The following is a 16,869-nucleotide window of genomic DNA, read 5'->3' as shown; positions in this document are numbered from 1 at the left end:
AATAATTGAAAGGTTTTTAGGACGTCTTTTTCTCCCAAAAAAGAAGGTAACTGTTTTACATCCGACATTTGTAAAGAAAGCGTACTTGGGTCTTCATTGGCAGTGTTATGAACTTTTACTTCCTCCAAAAGTGTATTAGACGGCGTAAGTTCGACGATAAGAGTTTGATTGGCTGTCAGTAGAATTTTTTTTGAAAAGCTTTGATAACCCACCTTCGAAAACTCCAATTCATATTCTCGACTTGCATCAAGTTTGATGGAGTAAAAACCATAGACATTGGAAGTGGTACCGATTCGAGCATTTTTGACTCGAATGTGTACATCACTGAGAGATTCTTGACTTTTGGCTTCGCGGACATAGCCACTTAAGGTTTGAGAAAGGCTTTGAAGGGTAATAAATAGGAAAAAAGCCCACAGATAAAACTTGTGCATAGAAATATTAAAAGCTAAGTGTATATGGATGTGTTTTGAGTAAAGTTTGGCTCAAAAAAGACCTTTTACAAGCTTTTTAACATTTTAATTATTCTTTATAGGAATATTTCTACAAGAAAAGGTACATTTACGACGTTTAAAAAAAGTTATTACTACACATAAATTAATCCAACTTCCAAAGTTTTATCCTATGCAATTTAGAGGTTCTATCGTCAAAAAAGTTCGTAAAGAAAAAGGATTCAAGCAATCTCATCTGGCCGAGTTACTCGGCATTTCACAATCCTATTTGTCAAAAATAGAAAATGATAGAGTGTCTATGTCTGTCGCAGACTTAGGCAAAATATCAACAGTACTCGAATGTGAAGTGGGTAGGTTTTTTGTTGTTAAAAAAAGAGCCTAAACAAAGACCACAAATCGGGAAAAACAAAAAAGCTCATGCCATTACTTGACATGAGCTTTTATATAAATAGAGATTCAAGTAATTGTGCAAAAAAATGCCTAGGTACAAGGCAACAGGCACTAGACAAAGAGTTTTAACATGCTTTTCACCAAAGCTCACCTTCGAAAGCCGATACCTGAAAGCCTAAAGACATTAAGCTATATGCCATAAGCGAATAGTATTTTTCAATATCATGCCTATAATTTTTTGCCTAATGCCTACGGCTTATAGCCTAGAGCGTATTAATACTTAAACAGCTCCTTCTTTTAATTTTTCTGCATTTTCAGCAATACGAAGGTTATCGATAAAATCACCAATTTCACCATCCATTACTACAGGAAGGTTATAAACTGTATAACCAATACGGTGGTCGGTGACACGTCCTTGTGGATAGTTGTATGTACGAATTTTGTCAGAGCGGTCACCTGAGCCTACCATCGAGCGACGGTTACCAGCAATAGCCGACTGTTGTTTTTCTAATTCAATTTCATAAATACGTGAACGCAATACCGTCATGGCCTTCTCAAAGTTTTTAATCTGAGAACGCTCGTCCTGACATTGTACTACCAAACCCGTTGGAAGGTGGGTTACACGTACCGCCGAATAAGTGGTGTTTACTGACTGCCCACCCGCACCCGACGAACAGAAGGTATCTTTACGGATATCGTTCATGTTGATAACAACGTCTACCTCGTCTGCTTCGGGAAGTACCGCAACTGTTGCTGCCGACGTATGGATACGACCTTGAGATTCGGTAGCAGGCACACGTTGTACACGGTGAACGCCCGATTCGAATTTCATTTTGCCATATACATCTTCCCCTTGTACACTTACAATAATCTCTTTGTAACCACCAGAAGAAGCATCGGTAAAGTCCATGATTTGAAACTGCCAACCTTGGTTTGCGCAAAAACGTTGATACATACGGAAAAGGTCTCCAGCAAAAATACCTGCTTCGTCACCGCCTGTACCTGCACGAATTTCAAGAATGATGTTTTTAGAATCGTTAGGGTCTTTCGGAATCAATAATTCTTTTAAGACTTTTTCCATTTCCTCTTTTTGTGGCAACAACTCTTCTAATTCAGCTTTGGCCATATCACGAAACTCCTCGTCTTTTTCTGTCGCAATTACCTCTTTAGCAGACTCAATGTTCGACAATACGTTTTGATAATCTTTGTATTGATTAACAATCTTTTCTAAGTCTTTATATTCTTTACTAATCGTCTTGAATTTCTTCATATCCGAAACGATTTCTGGTTGCGTTATTTGTTGTGCAACCTCTTCAAAGCGTTCGCGGATGGCTTCTAGTTGTTCTATCATTGGTTGTGGATGTTGTATGTTTTATGAGTCAGCAAAGGGATAGTTAACTATTTTGTGTTCCGACTCAGTTTAGATTTCTCATTTTCAGGGTGCAAAGATACAAAATTCTTTCCCATAAAATAGGGGAAAAATGTGTGGTTATTGTCTAATGTACAGATACCTGCAAAAGAAAAGATGATTCTCTCGAATTTTGGTTTATCCAAGAAGCATTTTTTCTTTCAACTACACCTATTTGCCTTCGGGCAAACGAATTTCTTAGATTTTGGGTAAAAATAAACCTCCTAAAAATTCCGTTGTCTAACACATATAAATAACTTCTTATGCATTAATGCGCTATGGACTCTAAGCACTATTCCAAAATGTGCCAATCATTTTTAGAAGAAACACTTTTTGCTTACAGCATAGTGCCTATTGCAAGTAAACTTCTTCATTGACTATCAAATATTTGAAGCTATGGAAAATCTAAAATTCAAAAAATATGCCTTTTTGCTGGCTTTATTAATAGGACTTGTAACGGTGATGTCATCGTGTGTGACCCATGTTCGTGGATATGATTATGGTTATCGCCGACCGTATTATGGGCGTCCAGCCTACAGATATGTGGTGCCACCTCCAAGGAGAGTAATTGTTGTGCCAGACAGAAGATATCCTCGTTACTCATATCGTAGTAGAAGAGGAAGATGGTAAAATACTATTGAGGATTAGGGATTTTTGATTTCGGAAATAAACTCAAATACTTCTTTTTACAGAATAAGTAATCAGCGTTGCCGAATGCCCACAGCCCATATCCCACAGCCAAACAAAAAAGCCTCTATTGATTTAGAGGCTTTTTTGTTTACCGCACTTCGCTCTGTTGTATATTTGTAAAATTGCATAACCCTAAGACACAGCAATGAAAAAACGTACATTTGGAATAGGACTATTAGCGCTTATGATAGGCTTACAGTCTTGTGATTTTAGCAAGAGAATTGATACAACTGCGGCTGTAAAAGAACTCAAAGAAAGACAGGTAAAACGCATCAATAGCGCACAAATTACAGCGCAAGTAGATGATTGGGGGAAAAAAATAACACAAGATTTGAACAAAAGTTTTGTCAAAAATATCCTTGATGCTCATGCTATCGATTCTTTACAGAAAACATATCGTATTGAAATAGCAATTGGTAGTCCAATCAAATTACAAAATCCTGCGTTGGGCAAAAAGGTAAATGAAATATTAGATGCCTACCAATACAATGCCGAAAATCACCTTCCTCAAATTGATAATATACAGATGAGCGAGGACCGTGAACATTTGTATTTTACGTCACCCGTGGTTCTAGAAAATCAATTGAAAGGCGCATCAAAAGCACAGTTACAAGAGCTTGTGACCAAAACCAAAATTGATAGCTTAGATTTTCGTAAAAAAGGCGATTTGCTAGGATTGTGGATGATTAAATTCTCGAAGAAAGATGTGATTAGATTGGTAGATGTAAAGCAACTCAGCAAACTCAATACCAAAATTGAGCAATAAGAATTAGGACTGTATGAGGATTTGCAAACTATTGAGGATTTTTGATTTCGGAAATAGATTGACATATAATAGTTTTTATAAATTATGGGTCTAAGAAAGCAGGCTATACTTCTGACATTCGAAATGTTTAGTTCTTGAAATTTTTCACAGACTAGGTAATAGATATGACTAAAAAGACAAAGGCACAAAGTAGTAATATCACTTTGTGCCTTTGTCCCTGTTTACTTTCCCCTCACTTATATCTCATCCGCAATTTTACGGTCATTCGATAAGCGAGGAACTTTATTTTGACCGCCTAATTTACCTTGAGACTTCATATAGTCGATAAAGGCATTTGGGGCTAAGGCTCTGATTTTGAGTCTTTGCAAAATATTTCCCGTAATCAAATCATCATAATAGACATTAAGCTGAGTAAGTTTTTCATCAAGCGTATTGGCAAAAGCTTCGAGGTTGTTGGGTGCTTTGGCAAACTCTATCAACCACTCATGATAAGGTAAACCGCCCTCGGGAGGTGTTACTTGCGGCGCTACCGTAAACTCTACTAATTCAACTTCAGGATGTTGCTGCATCGCATATTGCATGGCTTTTTCTACCTCTTCGCCAATTACGTGTTCTCCAAAGGCAGAAATAAAGTGCTTGATACGCCCAGACACTACAATACGATATGGCTCGAGAGAGACAAATTTGACGGTATCTCCAATCGAATAGCCCCACAAACCTGCGTTGGTATTCATGATGAGCGCATAATTCACTCCCAATTCTACTTCACCAATATGTAATCTACGAGGGTTGGGTTTGAAGTAATCTTCTGCTGGAATAAACTCGTAGAACACACCAGAGTTTAGCAGTAACAATAAACCTTCAGCTTTTTGAGAATCCTGATAGGCAATGAATCCTTCCGAAGCTGGATAGGTTTCGATAGAATCTATTTTCTTGCCAATAGATTCGAATAATTTGGCACGATAAGGTTCAAAATTTACCCCACCGTATACAAATACCGAAAAGTCAGGAAATACATCTTTGATTTTTTTGCCAGTACGAGCTTGTATTCTATCAAAATACATCTGTACCCAAGGTGGAATACCCGAAATTAATGACATATTTTCAGGGAGAGTTTCATCAATAATTTTATCAAGCTTGGCTTCCCAATCTTCCATACAATTGGTTTCATAGCTTGGTAATTGATTACTTCTCAAGTAGTCGGGCACATGGTGATTCACAATTCCCGACAAACGACCTACATGAATACCATGTTTCATCGTCATTTCGGGCGAACCAGAAAGGAATATTAATTTTTTATCAAGAAATGATGAATTGCCAGTTTCATGTACATAACTCAATAAGGCATCACGAGCGCCATTGATATGAAAGCCAATAGATTCTTTCGAAATAGGAATATATTTGACACCCGAAGTGGTGCCCGATGTTTTGGCAAAATACAAAGGCTTGTTTGGCCATAAAATATCAGGTTCCCCAGCAACTACCCTTTCTACATAGCATTTAAGCCCTTCATAGTCATTGATAGGTATATTTTGTTTAAATTGCTCATAATCATTGATTTCTGAGAATTTATGGTCTTTCCCAAATACAGTATTCGAGGCTTGTTGAAGCAACGATTTCATGAGATTTAGCTGCGTTTCCACAGCATTTTTTTCCCATTTTTTTCGTTGACTAATAACATAAGCAGCAAAAGGTTTTGCCAAAATGGCTCTTATTCCCATGGTAATTCTTGAAAAGTGCTTAACGAAATTTACTCAATTTACATTTTAAATGTCATTCGGTGCAAGGGAGTTGTTCCAAATTCCTGAATTGCCTTGCGGTGTTTGGGGGTAGGATAGCCTGCATTTTGTTCCCAGCCATAATGTGGATAGATTTTTGCTAGTTCTTCCATTAAATCATCTCTAAAAGTCTTGGCTAATACCGAAGCTGCGGCAATATTGAGAAATTTGGCATCACCTTTGACAATACAAGTATGAGGAATCATCGGGTAGTTGGGAAAACGATTGCCATCTATTAGCAAATGTTCAGGTCGTATTTGTAATTGGTCAACCGCCAAGTGCATGGCTTTCATGCTTGCTTTGAGAATATTTATTTGGTCGATTTCGATATTGGATACTTCTGCCACTGCCCACGTCAAGGCATCGCGCTGAATGTCTAAGCGAAGCGCTTCGCGTTGTTTTTTATTGAGTTGCTTCGAATCATTTAAGAGCTCGTGTTCGTAATATTTGGGTAAAATTACTGCCGCCGCCACTACAGGGCCAGCCAAACATCCACGTCCAGCCTCGTCGAGCCCAGCCTCGATTAAAGATTCATTATAAAAGCTTTTGAGCATAGTCTTTACATTGTTGAGGTGCAAATTTATAAAACTATCTCAATACCATAGGGCTTTGAAACAGATTATGCCTTAAACTACCCAAAATGCAAGTTTTGGATAAAACTATAACCCCCATTTTCGCCATAGATTCATGAAATAATAAGGTTAATCATATAAGAAAAATCCAATCCTTGCTTGGCATGATTTATGCTTTAATTGGATTGGGAAGTTGTTTTCAATCGATTAGAAATGAAGATTCTAGGCCTTTTGAGGCACTTCTTTTACAACCCCATTAATACAATGCCTAAAGTTAAAAAGAAATTATTTGTACTGATATTGAGCCTAATACAGAGTGCAGCTGTCTGGTCTCAAAACAGTAATTCCTTACTCAAAGATGCTACTCGACATTTTGAGGTGTCTAGTTTTGTGACTGCGATACCCAAATTTGAACAAATTCTTCAAAATAGCTCTCAAAAGCTTAGTAATTCCGAACGTTTAACGGCTCTCTTGCAATTAGCCTACAGCTATAAAGCGGTAGGGAAATTTGAAAATGCTGAACAAACTTATCGTAAAGCCTTTGATATTCCTGTAAATTTTTCGGATGAGCAAATGAAATCCTATTTGTATTTTGCTCAGGTTTTAGTACAAAATAATAAATTCAAGGAAGCACAAGAATGGTTTGAAAAGTACAATAATTTGTCTGCTTCTCTTCGTGACGATACTCGCCAATCTCAAGCATCAACGATAGCCAGAATCTCCAATGATCCTTTTACACAAAACGGACGATACTTAGTCGAATATCTTGATTTTAATACTACCAAACCAGAGTTTAGTCCGATGTACTATAAGAATGGATTGGTGTTTTGCTCGGGAAAAGGCTCTGGAAGTAGTTTGGTAGGAAATAGTGGTTATTTGGATTTGTACTATGTCAGCGATATCAATAAAGTTACAGGAATCTCGGAGGAAATTTTGGATGCTCCTAAGCAAAAAGTTATAAAAACAGGTTCTTCAAAACTAGGTAAAGACTTTTATACAAGAGTTACAGCCAATGACTCCAAGACCGTTAATTATTTTGAGGCTATTCCTGAAGAAACTACCAAAATTAAACCAGCGGCAAAAGGGAAAGTAGCCGAATCTGAAGTTTTTAGTAAAACTTTGAATACTAAATTTCATGAAGGCCCCGCTACTTTTAGTAATGATTTTTCAAAAATTATATTTACTAGAAATAACTTCAATGAGGGTTCGCAGGGAAGAAGTGAAGATAATGTTACAAAGCTAAAATTATATATGGCCGTAATGGGCGAATCTGGTTGGGGCGAGGCCATAGAATTGCCTTTCAATGGCGATGATTTTTCGACGGCACACCCGGCATGGTCAAAAGATGGACGGTATCTGTATTTTGCCTCAGATCGTAAAGGTGGGCAAGGGGGTATGGATATTTGGGTCGTAGAGTATAAAGATGGTAAATGGGGTACCCCAAGTAATCTCGGTAAAGAAGTAAATACAAAAGGAACGGAGGTGTTCCCGTTTGTGGACGAGCGTGGCAATGTTTACTTTGCTTCTGATGGTCTAAAAGGGGCAGGGGGCTTAGATATCTTTATTATTTCTACCCAAAACGGACTTCCAAATCGTTCTCCACTGAATATCGGCGAACCTTTTAATTCTGAAAATGATGACTTTGGTATTATTACAGATGGACAACGATTGAATGGATATTTTAGTAGCGATAGGCGCCGAGGTGATGATGATGATATTTATAGATTCACCAAAAAGGCCGATGTTTATGATTGTCGACAAATGTTATTGACCATCGTAGATGGAGAAACAAAGAGCCCAATCGCAAAAGCTGAAGTAAGTTTGTTAGCAAAAGGAGGAACCGAAGAAAAATTATTGACTAACGAATCAGGGCAAACACAGTTTTGCATCAATCGCGACACAGATTATGTGATTTCGGTAAAAAGAGAAGGATACAATACCAACGTTCTTGGCTTTTCGACCAAAGGCGAATCGGATAATGCGCCTTCAGCTATGGATATTCCTTTGCGAAAACAAGGTGGCCCCATCGTAACACAGCCAGAGGTACAACCCAAAAATCCTACTCCTATAGAAATAGTTCAGCCAACAGATACTACGAAGATTGAAAAGGTATCTCAGTTGAAAGGGGTTGTTAAAACCGAAATTGAAAAAACTCCTATTGAAGGCGTACTCGTAACTTTTATTAATGAGTGTGATGGGTCTAAACAACAAGTTGTCACAGGCCCCGACGGGGTGTATGCTTTTGATATGGAAGAAGGTTGTGATTATACTCTCGAAGTATCAAAGGATGGTTACGGAACTACCGTCAATAAAATCAATAAGGTTATTAAAAAAGTTAAACCCAAAGTCGTTTCCCAAGATTTGGGTATGTTTAAGGAAGGCGACCTAATCACGATTGACAATATCTATTACGATATGGGTAGTGCCAAAATTAGAAAAGATGCCGCCAGAGAATTGGATAAACTCGCGGCAACTTTGATGAAAAACCCAAGTATGATTATCGAATTAGGTTCACATACCGATAGCCGTGGTGATGCACAGGAAAATCTAAATCTTTCATCCAAACGTGCTCAAGCTGCCGTAGATTATATTGCTAGCAAAGGTGTTGAGCGTAATAGAATGTTGGCTAAAGGATATGGAGAGTCATTGTTAGTAAATGGCTGTTCGGACGGTGTAAGTTGCACCGAACGTGAGCATCAAAAAAACCGAAGAACTACTGTAAAGGTAATCAAAGCCAAAACGGAATAGGAGTAAAGGGTTAAAGAATATGTATTCTCGCAGTAGAGACGCAATGATTGCGTCTCAAGCCAAATTAGATATAGCATAGGAGTATCAACGTAAACATGAGTCATTCCTAGTTTCAACATTGAGGTTATTTCTTAATTGTTTGTAAAAAAAAGGGCGTTCGAAAAACTAATTTCGAACGCCTTTTTGATACTATATTTTGAAATGAACCCTCTTGAGACGCAATCATTGCGTCTCTACTAGTAAAATTAAATCACTTATTCGGTCAATCACTAAAGCACTCAAAAACTAAGTTGCGCAATTACTAATCCTCCAATAATAGCACCTGCGATAGGTCCTACTATAGGTACCCAAGCATATTGCCAATCAGAACCTCCTTTACCAGCAATTGGTAAAATTGTATGTGCAATTCGAGGTCCTAAATCTCTAGCAGGATTGATTGCATAGCCTGTTGTACCACCCAAAGATAAACCAATTGCCCACACTAATAAACCAACAACGTAAGGCCCCAATTGATTTGGTACACTCGGCAAGGCTCCTAGTACTACGATAAGCAAAAGGGTTCCTAATAATTCACTCAGGACATTTGCGATAGGCTTATTGATAGCGGGAGATGTCGAAAAACAAGCCAGTTTCAGACCAGCATCTTCGGTTTTTTCCCAATGTGGATGATAGTGTATCCACACCAATGTTGCTCCAATAATTCCTCCCAAAATTTGTGCTAATATAAATGATCCCGCATTTGACCAGTCGCCAGATTTACAGGCCATAGCTACTGTCACGGCGGGGTTCAGGTGCGCCGCCGGGCTCCCAAACGCCGTAGATACAAAGATTCCTATGGTAACTGCCATTGCCCAACCTGTGGTAATGACCATCCAGCCAGCGTTTTCGCCTTTGGAGTGCTTAAGTAAAACATTGGCAACTACGCCATTGCCAAGATAAATTAAAACTGCTGTTCCGATTAGTTCGCCAAGAAAAGCTGAATGCATAGTCAAATAGTTTGATTTAGATGATTGGATAGTTGAATATAAGTTGGTTTTTTCAGGAATAGTTGCTAGGTATTAGTTTTAGACTTTTCTATAAAATCGTAATTATTTTGCCGAAAGTTATACCTTACCTTCAATTTCCTAAACTTTATATTATTGAAAACATAATATATCTTTTATTTACTTGTACAAATAAAAGAAAAATTTAATTAAAAGGTAGGCTTTGAAATGGGAATCGTGGGTATTTAATTTGCCTTGATGTTTAACTTTCGAAAAAGCTGTATTTTTGAGTGAAAACACCAGAAACGAAATATACCCCTTGAAAAAGGATTTTTGATATGAGAGAAGATTATTTGAAAGGTAACAAAGAAAACCTTTCATCTGTGGAGAAAGAAATCGAACGTGCTTTGCGTCCGCTTTCATTTGATGATTTTACAGGTCAAGATAAGGTACTTGAGAACCTTAAGATTTTTGTGATGGCTGCCAAACAACGCGAGGAAGCCCTCGATCACGTACTGTTACATGGCCCTCCAGGATTGGGTAAAACTACCCTATCTAATATCGTGGCCAATGAGTTGGAAGCAAATATCAAAATTACCTCAGGGCCAGTGCTCGATAAACCTTCTGATTTGGCGGGTTTGCTAACCAATCTTCAGCCATTTGATGTACTGTTTATTGACGAGATTCATCGACTAAATCCTATTGTAGAAGAATATCTTTACTCTGCAATGGAGGATTATAAGATTGATATTTTGCTTGATTCTGGTCCAAATGCTCGAAGTGTGCAAATTTCCCTCAATCCCTTTACCTTGATTGGTGCTACTACGCGTGCAGGTCTGTTGACTGCCCCTTTGCGTGCTCGTTTTGGTATCAATGCCCGCTTGGAATATTATGACGCCAAATTATTGACCACGATTGTACAACGTTCTTGTCAGATTTTAGGTACGCCAATCGACGATGCTGGAGCTTTTGAAATTGCCCGTCGTAGTCGTGGGACACCACGTATTGCTAACAACCTTCTGCGTCGTACTCGTGACTTTGCTCAGGTAAAAGGCAATGGTCGTATTACGGTCGATATTGCAGAGATGGCTTTGTCTGCCTTAGATGTAGACCAAAATGGTTTGGACGAAATGGATAACAGAATTTTGTCAACCATTATCGAAAAATTTAAAGGTGGTCCTGTCGGGCTTTCGACCATCGCTACAGCTTGTGGTGAGGAGGCCGAAACCATTGAAGAGGTATACGAGCCATTCTTGATTCAAGAAGGTTTCTTGAAAAGAACTTCCCGAGGACGTGAGGCTACCGAAAAGGCCTACGTTCATCTAGGTATCGTACCCAAATATCGTAGTGGTGAGCTATTTTAAAAACAAGGTCGAAAGAAAATCATCTCTTTCGACCTTGTTTTTTACCCCTAAATGTTCCCAAACTCCCCTCAAATTGTCAAATTTCCCAAATTTTTGCTCCCTACCCCTAAGATTTGCCCTTCCATGATAGCTGCCTCTACCTTTGTATCATCGGTTCCGAAATGGCAGCCTCACAAATTGAAATTCTTTATAAAAATCTCTCAATATATCATGGAAAAGTTTCTAACAGCAGTTTTGATTTTACACATTCTTTCTGGTTTCACCGCTTTGCTGGTTGGTTTAATCGCTATGTTTACTCCTAAAGGAAGTCCCAAACATTCACTTTGGGGACGTATCTATTATTATGCTATGATGGTAGTGGCTATTACAGCAGTACTAAGATTTAAAAATGAAACTCGTTTAGTTTTCTTGACTTGTATTGCGGTTTTTAGTTTCTATAATACTTTTACAGGTCGCCGATTGGTAGTAGTGGGGCGTAAAAATAACTGGCAAGCTCAAGACTGGATTGCCGCAATAATTACAGTAGTTTCGGGTATCGTGATGATTGCTTATGGTATTTGGGCTTATCAACAAGGCGTGACTTTTTACTTTGTGCTATTCGGTTTGTTTGGTTTGTTCTCCTTGATTATTGCTATGTCAGATATTTTGACTTTCATAGGAAAAATCAATCAGCCTTGGATGCTCAATCATATTAGCCGCATGGGAGGGTCATATATTGCTACGGTAACCGCATTTTTGGTAGTGAATAATCATGATGTATTACCTCCATTAGTAGCATGGATAGCCCCAGGCGTTATAGGAGGAATGATTATTGGACGTGTAAGAAGAAAGTATAAGCAAAAAATGCAGAAAGCTTAACTCGGACGAATAGGCTTGAAGTAGGTTTAGCCGAAAATAAGAAATATAAGTAATCGTGCAGAATAAGATTTAAGTTATGTGTCTAGGCAACAGGCACAAGGCAAAGAGTGTTAAAATGTTTTTTAATACCCATGGCCATGCTTTTCCCAAAACCCACTGCCGAAAGCCGTTACCTGAAAGCCCCGAGCATAATCTTAAATTTTGTTTTGCGTACATACTTAAGTCGTTCCTGTAAGGGCCTCTTATTTGTGTTTCAATTATGGTGCGACTTAAGTCGCACCCTAATTGAAAGGTCAATATGCAAAATAAAGTTTTCTTTTTAAGCTTTCGGCTTTCAGCTATGGGCATTCGGTAAAAACTTATCTATCGTTACTAAAAACAATTTATCACTCTTTGCCTGTTGCCTTGTGCCTAAAACACAAAACTTAAATCTTACTTTGCATTCATACTTATATACGGCCGTAGATTTGAAGAATAATCACTTAACCGCTCAATCACAATTCTCTAAACCTAACGCTCAAACAAAAGTCTTTGACCTGTTTTACTTTCGTCGAATGCTCCATTTTCGTAAGCCAAGTGCCCTGATACAATGGTATGTGTTACTTTAGAACGAAGCGTAGTGCCTTCTAGGGGCGACCAACCGCATTGGTAGAGTACGTTTTCTTTCGTAACGGTTACTTCCTCATTCAAGTCTACCAATACCAAATCTGCCCAATAGCCTTCGCGGATGTAACCTCTTTTCGAGATTTGGAAACAGTCTGCTACGGCGTGCGACATTTTCTCAGCGATTTTTTCTAAAGAGATTTTACCATCTTTATAAAACTCTAACATCAATTGTAATGGATGTTGCACCAATGGCAAGCCCGAAGGAGATGACCAATAAGGATTTTGTTTTTCTTCCCAAGTATGTGGCGCGTGGTCAGTTGCAATCACGTCGATGCGGTCATCGAGCAAGGCTGCCAACAATTGTTGTTTATGACCATCAGCTTTTACGGCAGGATTACATTTGATTTGGTTGCCCAATGTTTCATAATCACGAGCATCAAACCAAAGGTGGTGCACACAAACCTCCGAAGTGATTTTCTTATCTTTTAGTGGAATATCATTACGGAATAAATGCGTTTCTTCGCCCGTTGTAATATGAAGAATATGCAAGCGAGCACCATGTTGTTGAGCCAACTCTATCGCCATCGAAGACGATTTGATACAAGCTTCCACATTTCGGATTTCAGGATGAACTCTTGGGTGTGGATTATCTCCGTATTTCTCTTTGTAAAGCGCCGAGTTTGCACGAACAGTAGCCTCATCTTCGCAGTGCGTAGCAATTAAAGTTGGGCTATTCGAGAAAATATTTGTTAACGTTTTCTCATTATCTACCAACATATTGCCTGTTGATGAACCCATGAAAACTTTGATACCACAAATATTTTGAATATTGGTTTTGAGAACTTCCTCGATATTATCGTTTGAAGCACCCATATAAAAAGAATAGTTCGCCAAAGATGTACGAGCCGCAATGTCGTATTTGTCTTGGAGTAATTCTTGAGTGAGAGCATTCGGAACGGTATTAGGCATTTCCATAAAAGTGGTTACGCCACCCGCCACACCTGCACGAGCTTCAGTATGAATACATGCTTTGTGTGTAAGACCTGGCTCACGGAAGTGCACTTGGTCGTCGATTACACCTGGTAAGAGGTATTTGCCTGTCGCATCAATGGTTTTGTCGGCTGAGATTCCGCTTAAATTAGTGCCAATCTGGTCGATAAAACCGTCTTTTACTAAAATGTCAGCAACTTGAATTTTGCCTTCGTTGACAACTTGAGCATTGAGGATTAGAATAGAGCTCATGGAGGAAAAAATTAAGGAGTTATGAGTGTGGCAACAAAATTACCCATAACTCATAACTCCTTGCTAATTTTTTTTGAAAAAACTAAAATTCTAACTTGAGTCTAATATCAAATAATGTTTGGTCTCTACATGAGGCCAATCATTATTTTACCTCCAATACTTTAAACTCTGTACGACGGTTCATTTGGTGTTCTTCTTCGGTACATTCTACGCCATCGGCGCATTTGTTGACCAACTGAGATTCGCCGTAACCTTTGGCAACGATACGTGTACGTGAGATACCTTTTGAAATAATATACTCAACCGCGGAATCGGCACGGCGTTGACTTAATTTTTGGTTGTAATCTGTCGAAGCGCGTGAGTCGGTATGCGAACCTAACTCTAATTTAATGTTTGGATTATCTTCTAAAATCTGAACGATTTTGTCTAGTTCTACACTCGCATCATTACGAATATTCGATTTGTCGAGGTCGTAATAAATGGGTGCAATATGAAAAAGCTTCGTAATTTCTATACCAACTTCTGGCTTATCAAGGGAGATATTTACATAATAAGTCGTATCGTTTTCGGCCTTTGTAAGTTTTTCTAAAGGAACATCCTTTCCAATCATGGTAAAAGGCTCACGCTTGATGAAATACCCTTTTTTATCGGTCACAAGTGTATATGATTTTCCTGCTTCAACTCTAATTTTACCAAAACTACCATCTGCTTTTGTAAAAACTTCTTCTAATGCTTGTTGACTTTCGTTGTCCAAAATAGCCACACGCACAGAGTCTAGCCCTTCATTTTTGACATTGCTTACGATACCTGCCAAAAAGTAACGAATCGTTTTCTTAGCTGGATCTTTTTGTACAATAACAGGAGGAGTTTCTTGGTACTTCTTGCCCGGCTGGGTGTTTTCATAATAGTAAATATCGTCGTCTCCTTTACCACTATCACGATTTGAGGCAAAATATCCTTTTGTAGAATCTATTGCTACAAGTCCAAAGTCATCAAAGCGAGAGTTGAGAGGCAAGCCTAAGTGCTCTACTTGAATTTCTCCATTTTTACGAGTAGCCATATACAAATCCAAACCACCTAAGCCTGGGTGGCCGTCAGAAGCAAAATATAACTTTCCATCAGCAGATACATAAGGGAACATCTCGTCACCAGCCGTATTAATATCAGCGCCCATATTGATAGCACGCCCAAAACGACCTGCATTGTCAATATTGGCTCTATACAAATCTAATCCACCTTTTCCGCCTGCACGATTTGAACTAAAATACAAGGTACGACCATCATTAGAAAACGAAGGGCTACCATCCCAAGCCAATGAGTCAGATACCGAAATTAATTCTGGTTCGCTCCAAACGCCATCATTTAGTTTAGAAATATACAAATCCACATCAGGCGATTGGTCAGAACGTTTTCCTGTATTACCACGGGCAAAAACCATCGTTTTTCCATCACGGGTAAAGGCTGGAGTACCTTCGTTGGCGTTGTCTTTGAAGATATTGGTACTAAACAAGCGAGGCGTTCCTACCTCGGTTGGGCTATTGAGCGGCGCACGATAAAGACCAAGATAAGGCAAACCATTGTTTTTGTAGGTCAATTCTTTACGAGAAGCCGTAAAAATCAAATCCTTATCAATCAAAATAGGAGAAAACTCCGAGCCAGAAGAGTTGATACTGACAGGCTGAATCTCGATGAAAGTCTTTTTGTTGGCAAGCGCCAAAACTTCAGGGAGCATATCCAACTCAGCAATAGCTTTGTTTTTGAACTCCTTGCTAGGCACGCCCGAAAGATACTTCTCAAGGTTTTTGGCAGCATCCTCATATTTGCCTTGCGCTTTTTGAGCATAAGCCAAATGGAAACGGATATCGTTTTCACGACTACCAGCCGCTAAGGCTTTCTCATAATATTCGCCTGCCTGAAGCATACGATTAGAAAGACGATATGACTCAGCAATCAAAAATGAGGATTTGGCAGTTTCGTAATTGGCAGAGCTCGATTTCTGAAACTCCTTGATTGCCAATTCATATTCTCCGTTTTCAAACTTTTTCTGTCCTTTCTTAAACGACTGTAAAGCCGAGTTACAGCTCCCGAGCATCAATACTGTGGACAATAAGTATATTGAGGTACGAAGTTTTTGCATATAGAAATAGATTTTTTGTAACGGCGATAGGCTTTAGGCCACTTAAATTAGAAAAGAATTTTAAACTTTTTGTTTATTTCTTAAAGACTTATTTTTGGTAAAGACACAATCCAAGCAAAAATCGTTGACAGTTTATCTGGAAAAAGGAAAAGTTTTTACCATACAACTATATTCCTCTTGCACAAGAAACTACATTTAGGCTAAGACCGTGAGTTTCACTTAATAAGTAAAGAGCTAGACGCCCACTATATTGTTTTTCTACAATATCATAACAAGACAAACCTAACTATTTACGAATTTAGGTACTTTGACCGTTTATTAAACGAATTTTAGCTGAAAATGATTGTACTTATGTAATATACTTATTGTTAAACCTTTCAGAATGAGTAAAATAAGGCTTTTTTAAAAATATAAAAAATTGTATTTTCAAAAGTTGGGATTTATCATAAAAAATATTGTACCTTTGCAACCCAAGTTTAATAGTTAGAATGATAAGTGTTCTAATAGTCAGTAGGTTATAAGGCTTTAGCCTTTTATTTTTATTATTAAACAAAAAGAAGTTTAATAATTTGATTACAGCAGTGATGTTGCAATTTTTTAACAAATCAAAAAGATGAGAAAGAGAATTCAAAAAGAAGAATTTAGTCCTGAAAGAAGAGAACAATCACGTACAAGAAGAGAAGAATTAAAACGTGAATTAAGAGGTGAAGCTCCTGCTAAAAACGAGCGCTACTCAGATAAAAAATCATTTGACTCAAGAGAGTCGCGTCCTGCCCGCAAAGATTTCAAACCAAATTTCGAGAAAAAAGATTTTAATCGTGACGACTCACGTCCACGTCGTGAAGGTGGCTTCAATGGCGAAAAGCGTGAATTCCGTC

General features: G+C 38.3%; 14 protein-coding genes. 7 read left to right on the top strand and 7 right to left on the bottom strand.

Features of this window, described 5'->3' with window-relative positions; all coding sequences use genetic code 11:
* On the bottom strand, positions 1-431 hold a 431-nt coding region (locus tag ACOVQ4_RS11940; RefSeq protein ID WP_421820870.1), incomplete at its 3' end, for a carboxypeptidase-like regulatory domain-containing protein.
* 190 nt (positions 432-621) lie between these two features.
* On the opposite strand from ACOVQ4_RS11940, the gene ACOVQ4_RS11935 reads away from it, so the two are divergent.
* Positions 622-831, top strand: coding sequence for a helix-turn-helix domain-containing protein (locus ACOVQ4_RS11935; protein WP_421820869.1), 210 nt, complete (start codon positions 622-624; stop codon positions 829-831).
* A gap of 288 nt (positions 832-1,119) precedes the next feature.
* Here ACOVQ4_RS11935 and prfA read toward each other — a convergent pair whose 3' ends face one another.
* Complete coding sequence (gene prfA / locus ACOVQ4_RS11930; protein ID WP_421820868.1) at positions 1,120-2,190, bottom strand: peptide chain release factor 1; 1,071 nt, start codon at positions 2,188-2,190, stop codon at positions 1,120-1,122.
* 453 nt (positions 2,191-2,643) lie between these two features.
* On the opposite strand from prfA, the gene ACOVQ4_RS11925 reads away from it, so the two are divergent.
* Positions 2,644-2,877 carry a hypothetical protein gene (locus ACOVQ4_RS11925; protein WP_421820867.1) on the top strand — a complete coding sequence of 78 codons (234 nt, stop codon included), beginning with the start codon at positions 2,644-2,646 and terminating at the stop codon, positions 2,875-2,877.
* A gap of 205 nt (positions 2,878-3,082) precedes the next feature.
* Positions 3,083-3,703, top strand: coding sequence for a hypothetical protein (locus ACOVQ4_RS11920; protein WP_421820866.1), 621 nt, complete (start codon positions 3,083-3,085; stop codon positions 3,701-3,703).
* Between the two features lie 236 nt (positions 3,704-3,939).
* Here the strand turns inward: ACOVQ4_RS11920 and ACOVQ4_RS11915 are convergent, their stop codons facing one another.
* Both ACOVQ4_RS11915 and ACOVQ4_RS11910 read right to left on the bottom strand, forming a co-directional pair.
* Positions 3,940-5,424: a GH3 auxin-responsive promoter family protein gene (locus ACOVQ4_RS11915; protein ID WP_421820865.1), complete on the bottom strand. Its 1,485-nt coding sequence runs from the start codon at positions 5,422-5,424 to the stop codon at positions 3,940-3,942.
* 38 nt (positions 5,425-5,462) lie between these two features.
* Complete coding sequence (locus tag ACOVQ4_RS11910) at positions 5,463-6,035, bottom strand: ribonuclease HII (protein WP_421820864.1); 573 nt, start codon at positions 6,033-6,035, stop codon at positions 5,463-5,465.
* 282 nt (positions 6,036-6,317) lie between these two features.
* Between ACOVQ4_RS11910 and ACOVQ4_RS11905 the strand changes: the two genes are divergently transcribed.
* Positions 6,318-8,801 (top strand): carboxypeptidase regulatory-like domain-containing protein, encoded by a 2,484-nt coding sequence (locus ACOVQ4_RS11905; RefSeq protein WP_421820863.1) that lies wholly within the window; start codon positions 6,318-6,320, stop codon positions 8,799-8,801.
* 278 nt (positions 8,802-9,079) lie between these two features.
* Here the strand turns inward: ACOVQ4_RS11905 and ACOVQ4_RS11900 are convergent, their stop codons facing one another.
* A complete protein-coding gene (locus tag ACOVQ4_RS11900; RefSeq protein WP_421820862.1) occupies positions 9,080-9,787 on the bottom strand; it encodes an MIP/aquaporin family protein in 708 nt (235 codons plus the stop codon).
* A 335-nt stretch (positions 9,788-10,122) separates the two neighbouring features.
* Here ACOVQ4_RS11900 and ruvB point away from each other — a divergent pair, with 335 nt between their 5' ends.
* Both ruvB and ACOVQ4_RS11890 read left to right on the top strand, forming a co-directional pair.
* Complete coding sequence (gene ruvB / locus ACOVQ4_RS11895) at positions 10,123-11,148, top strand: Holliday junction branch migration DNA helicase RuvB (protein WP_421820861.1); 1,026 nt, start codon at positions 10,123-10,125, stop codon at positions 11,146-11,148.
* Between the two features lie 210 nt (positions 11,149-11,358).
* Positions 11,359-12,006 carry a DUF2306 domain-containing protein gene (locus ACOVQ4_RS11890; RefSeq protein ID WP_421820860.1) on the top strand — a complete coding sequence of 216 codons (648 nt, stop codon included), beginning with the start codon at positions 11,359-11,361 and terminating at the stop codon, positions 12,004-12,006.
* A 510-nt stretch (positions 12,007-12,516) separates the two neighbouring features.
* On the opposite strand, the gene ACOVQ4_RS11885 is transcribed toward ACOVQ4_RS11890, so the two are convergent.
* The gene (locus ACOVQ4_RS11885) at positions 12,517-13,854 is read right to left on the bottom strand and encodes a dihydroorotase (protein WP_095166220.1); all 1,338 of its coding nucleotides are present in this window, start codon (positions 13,852-13,854) and stop codon (positions 12,517-12,519) included.
* Positions 13,855-13,996: 142 nt separating this feature from the next.
* Positions 13,997-15,991, bottom strand: coding sequence for an OmpA family protein (locus ACOVQ4_RS11880; protein ID WP_421820859.1), 1,995 nt, complete (start codon positions 15,989-15,991; stop codon positions 13,997-13,999).
* A 613-nt stretch (positions 15,992-16,604) separates the two neighbouring features.
* On the opposite strand from ACOVQ4_RS11880, the gene ACOVQ4_RS11875 reads away from it, so the two are divergent.
* Positions 16,605-16,869 (top strand): hypothetical protein (locus tag ACOVQ4_RS11875; RefSeq protein WP_421820858.1); only part of this gene is annotated, 265 nt, incomplete at its 3' end.

Source organism: Flectobacillus sp., assembly GCF_049240685.1.
Taxonomy (GTDB): domain Bacteria; phylum Bacteroidota; class Bacteroidia; order Cytophagales; family Spirosomataceae; genus Flectobacillus.
This window is presented reverse-complemented; position numbering and strand designations above follow the sequence as displayed.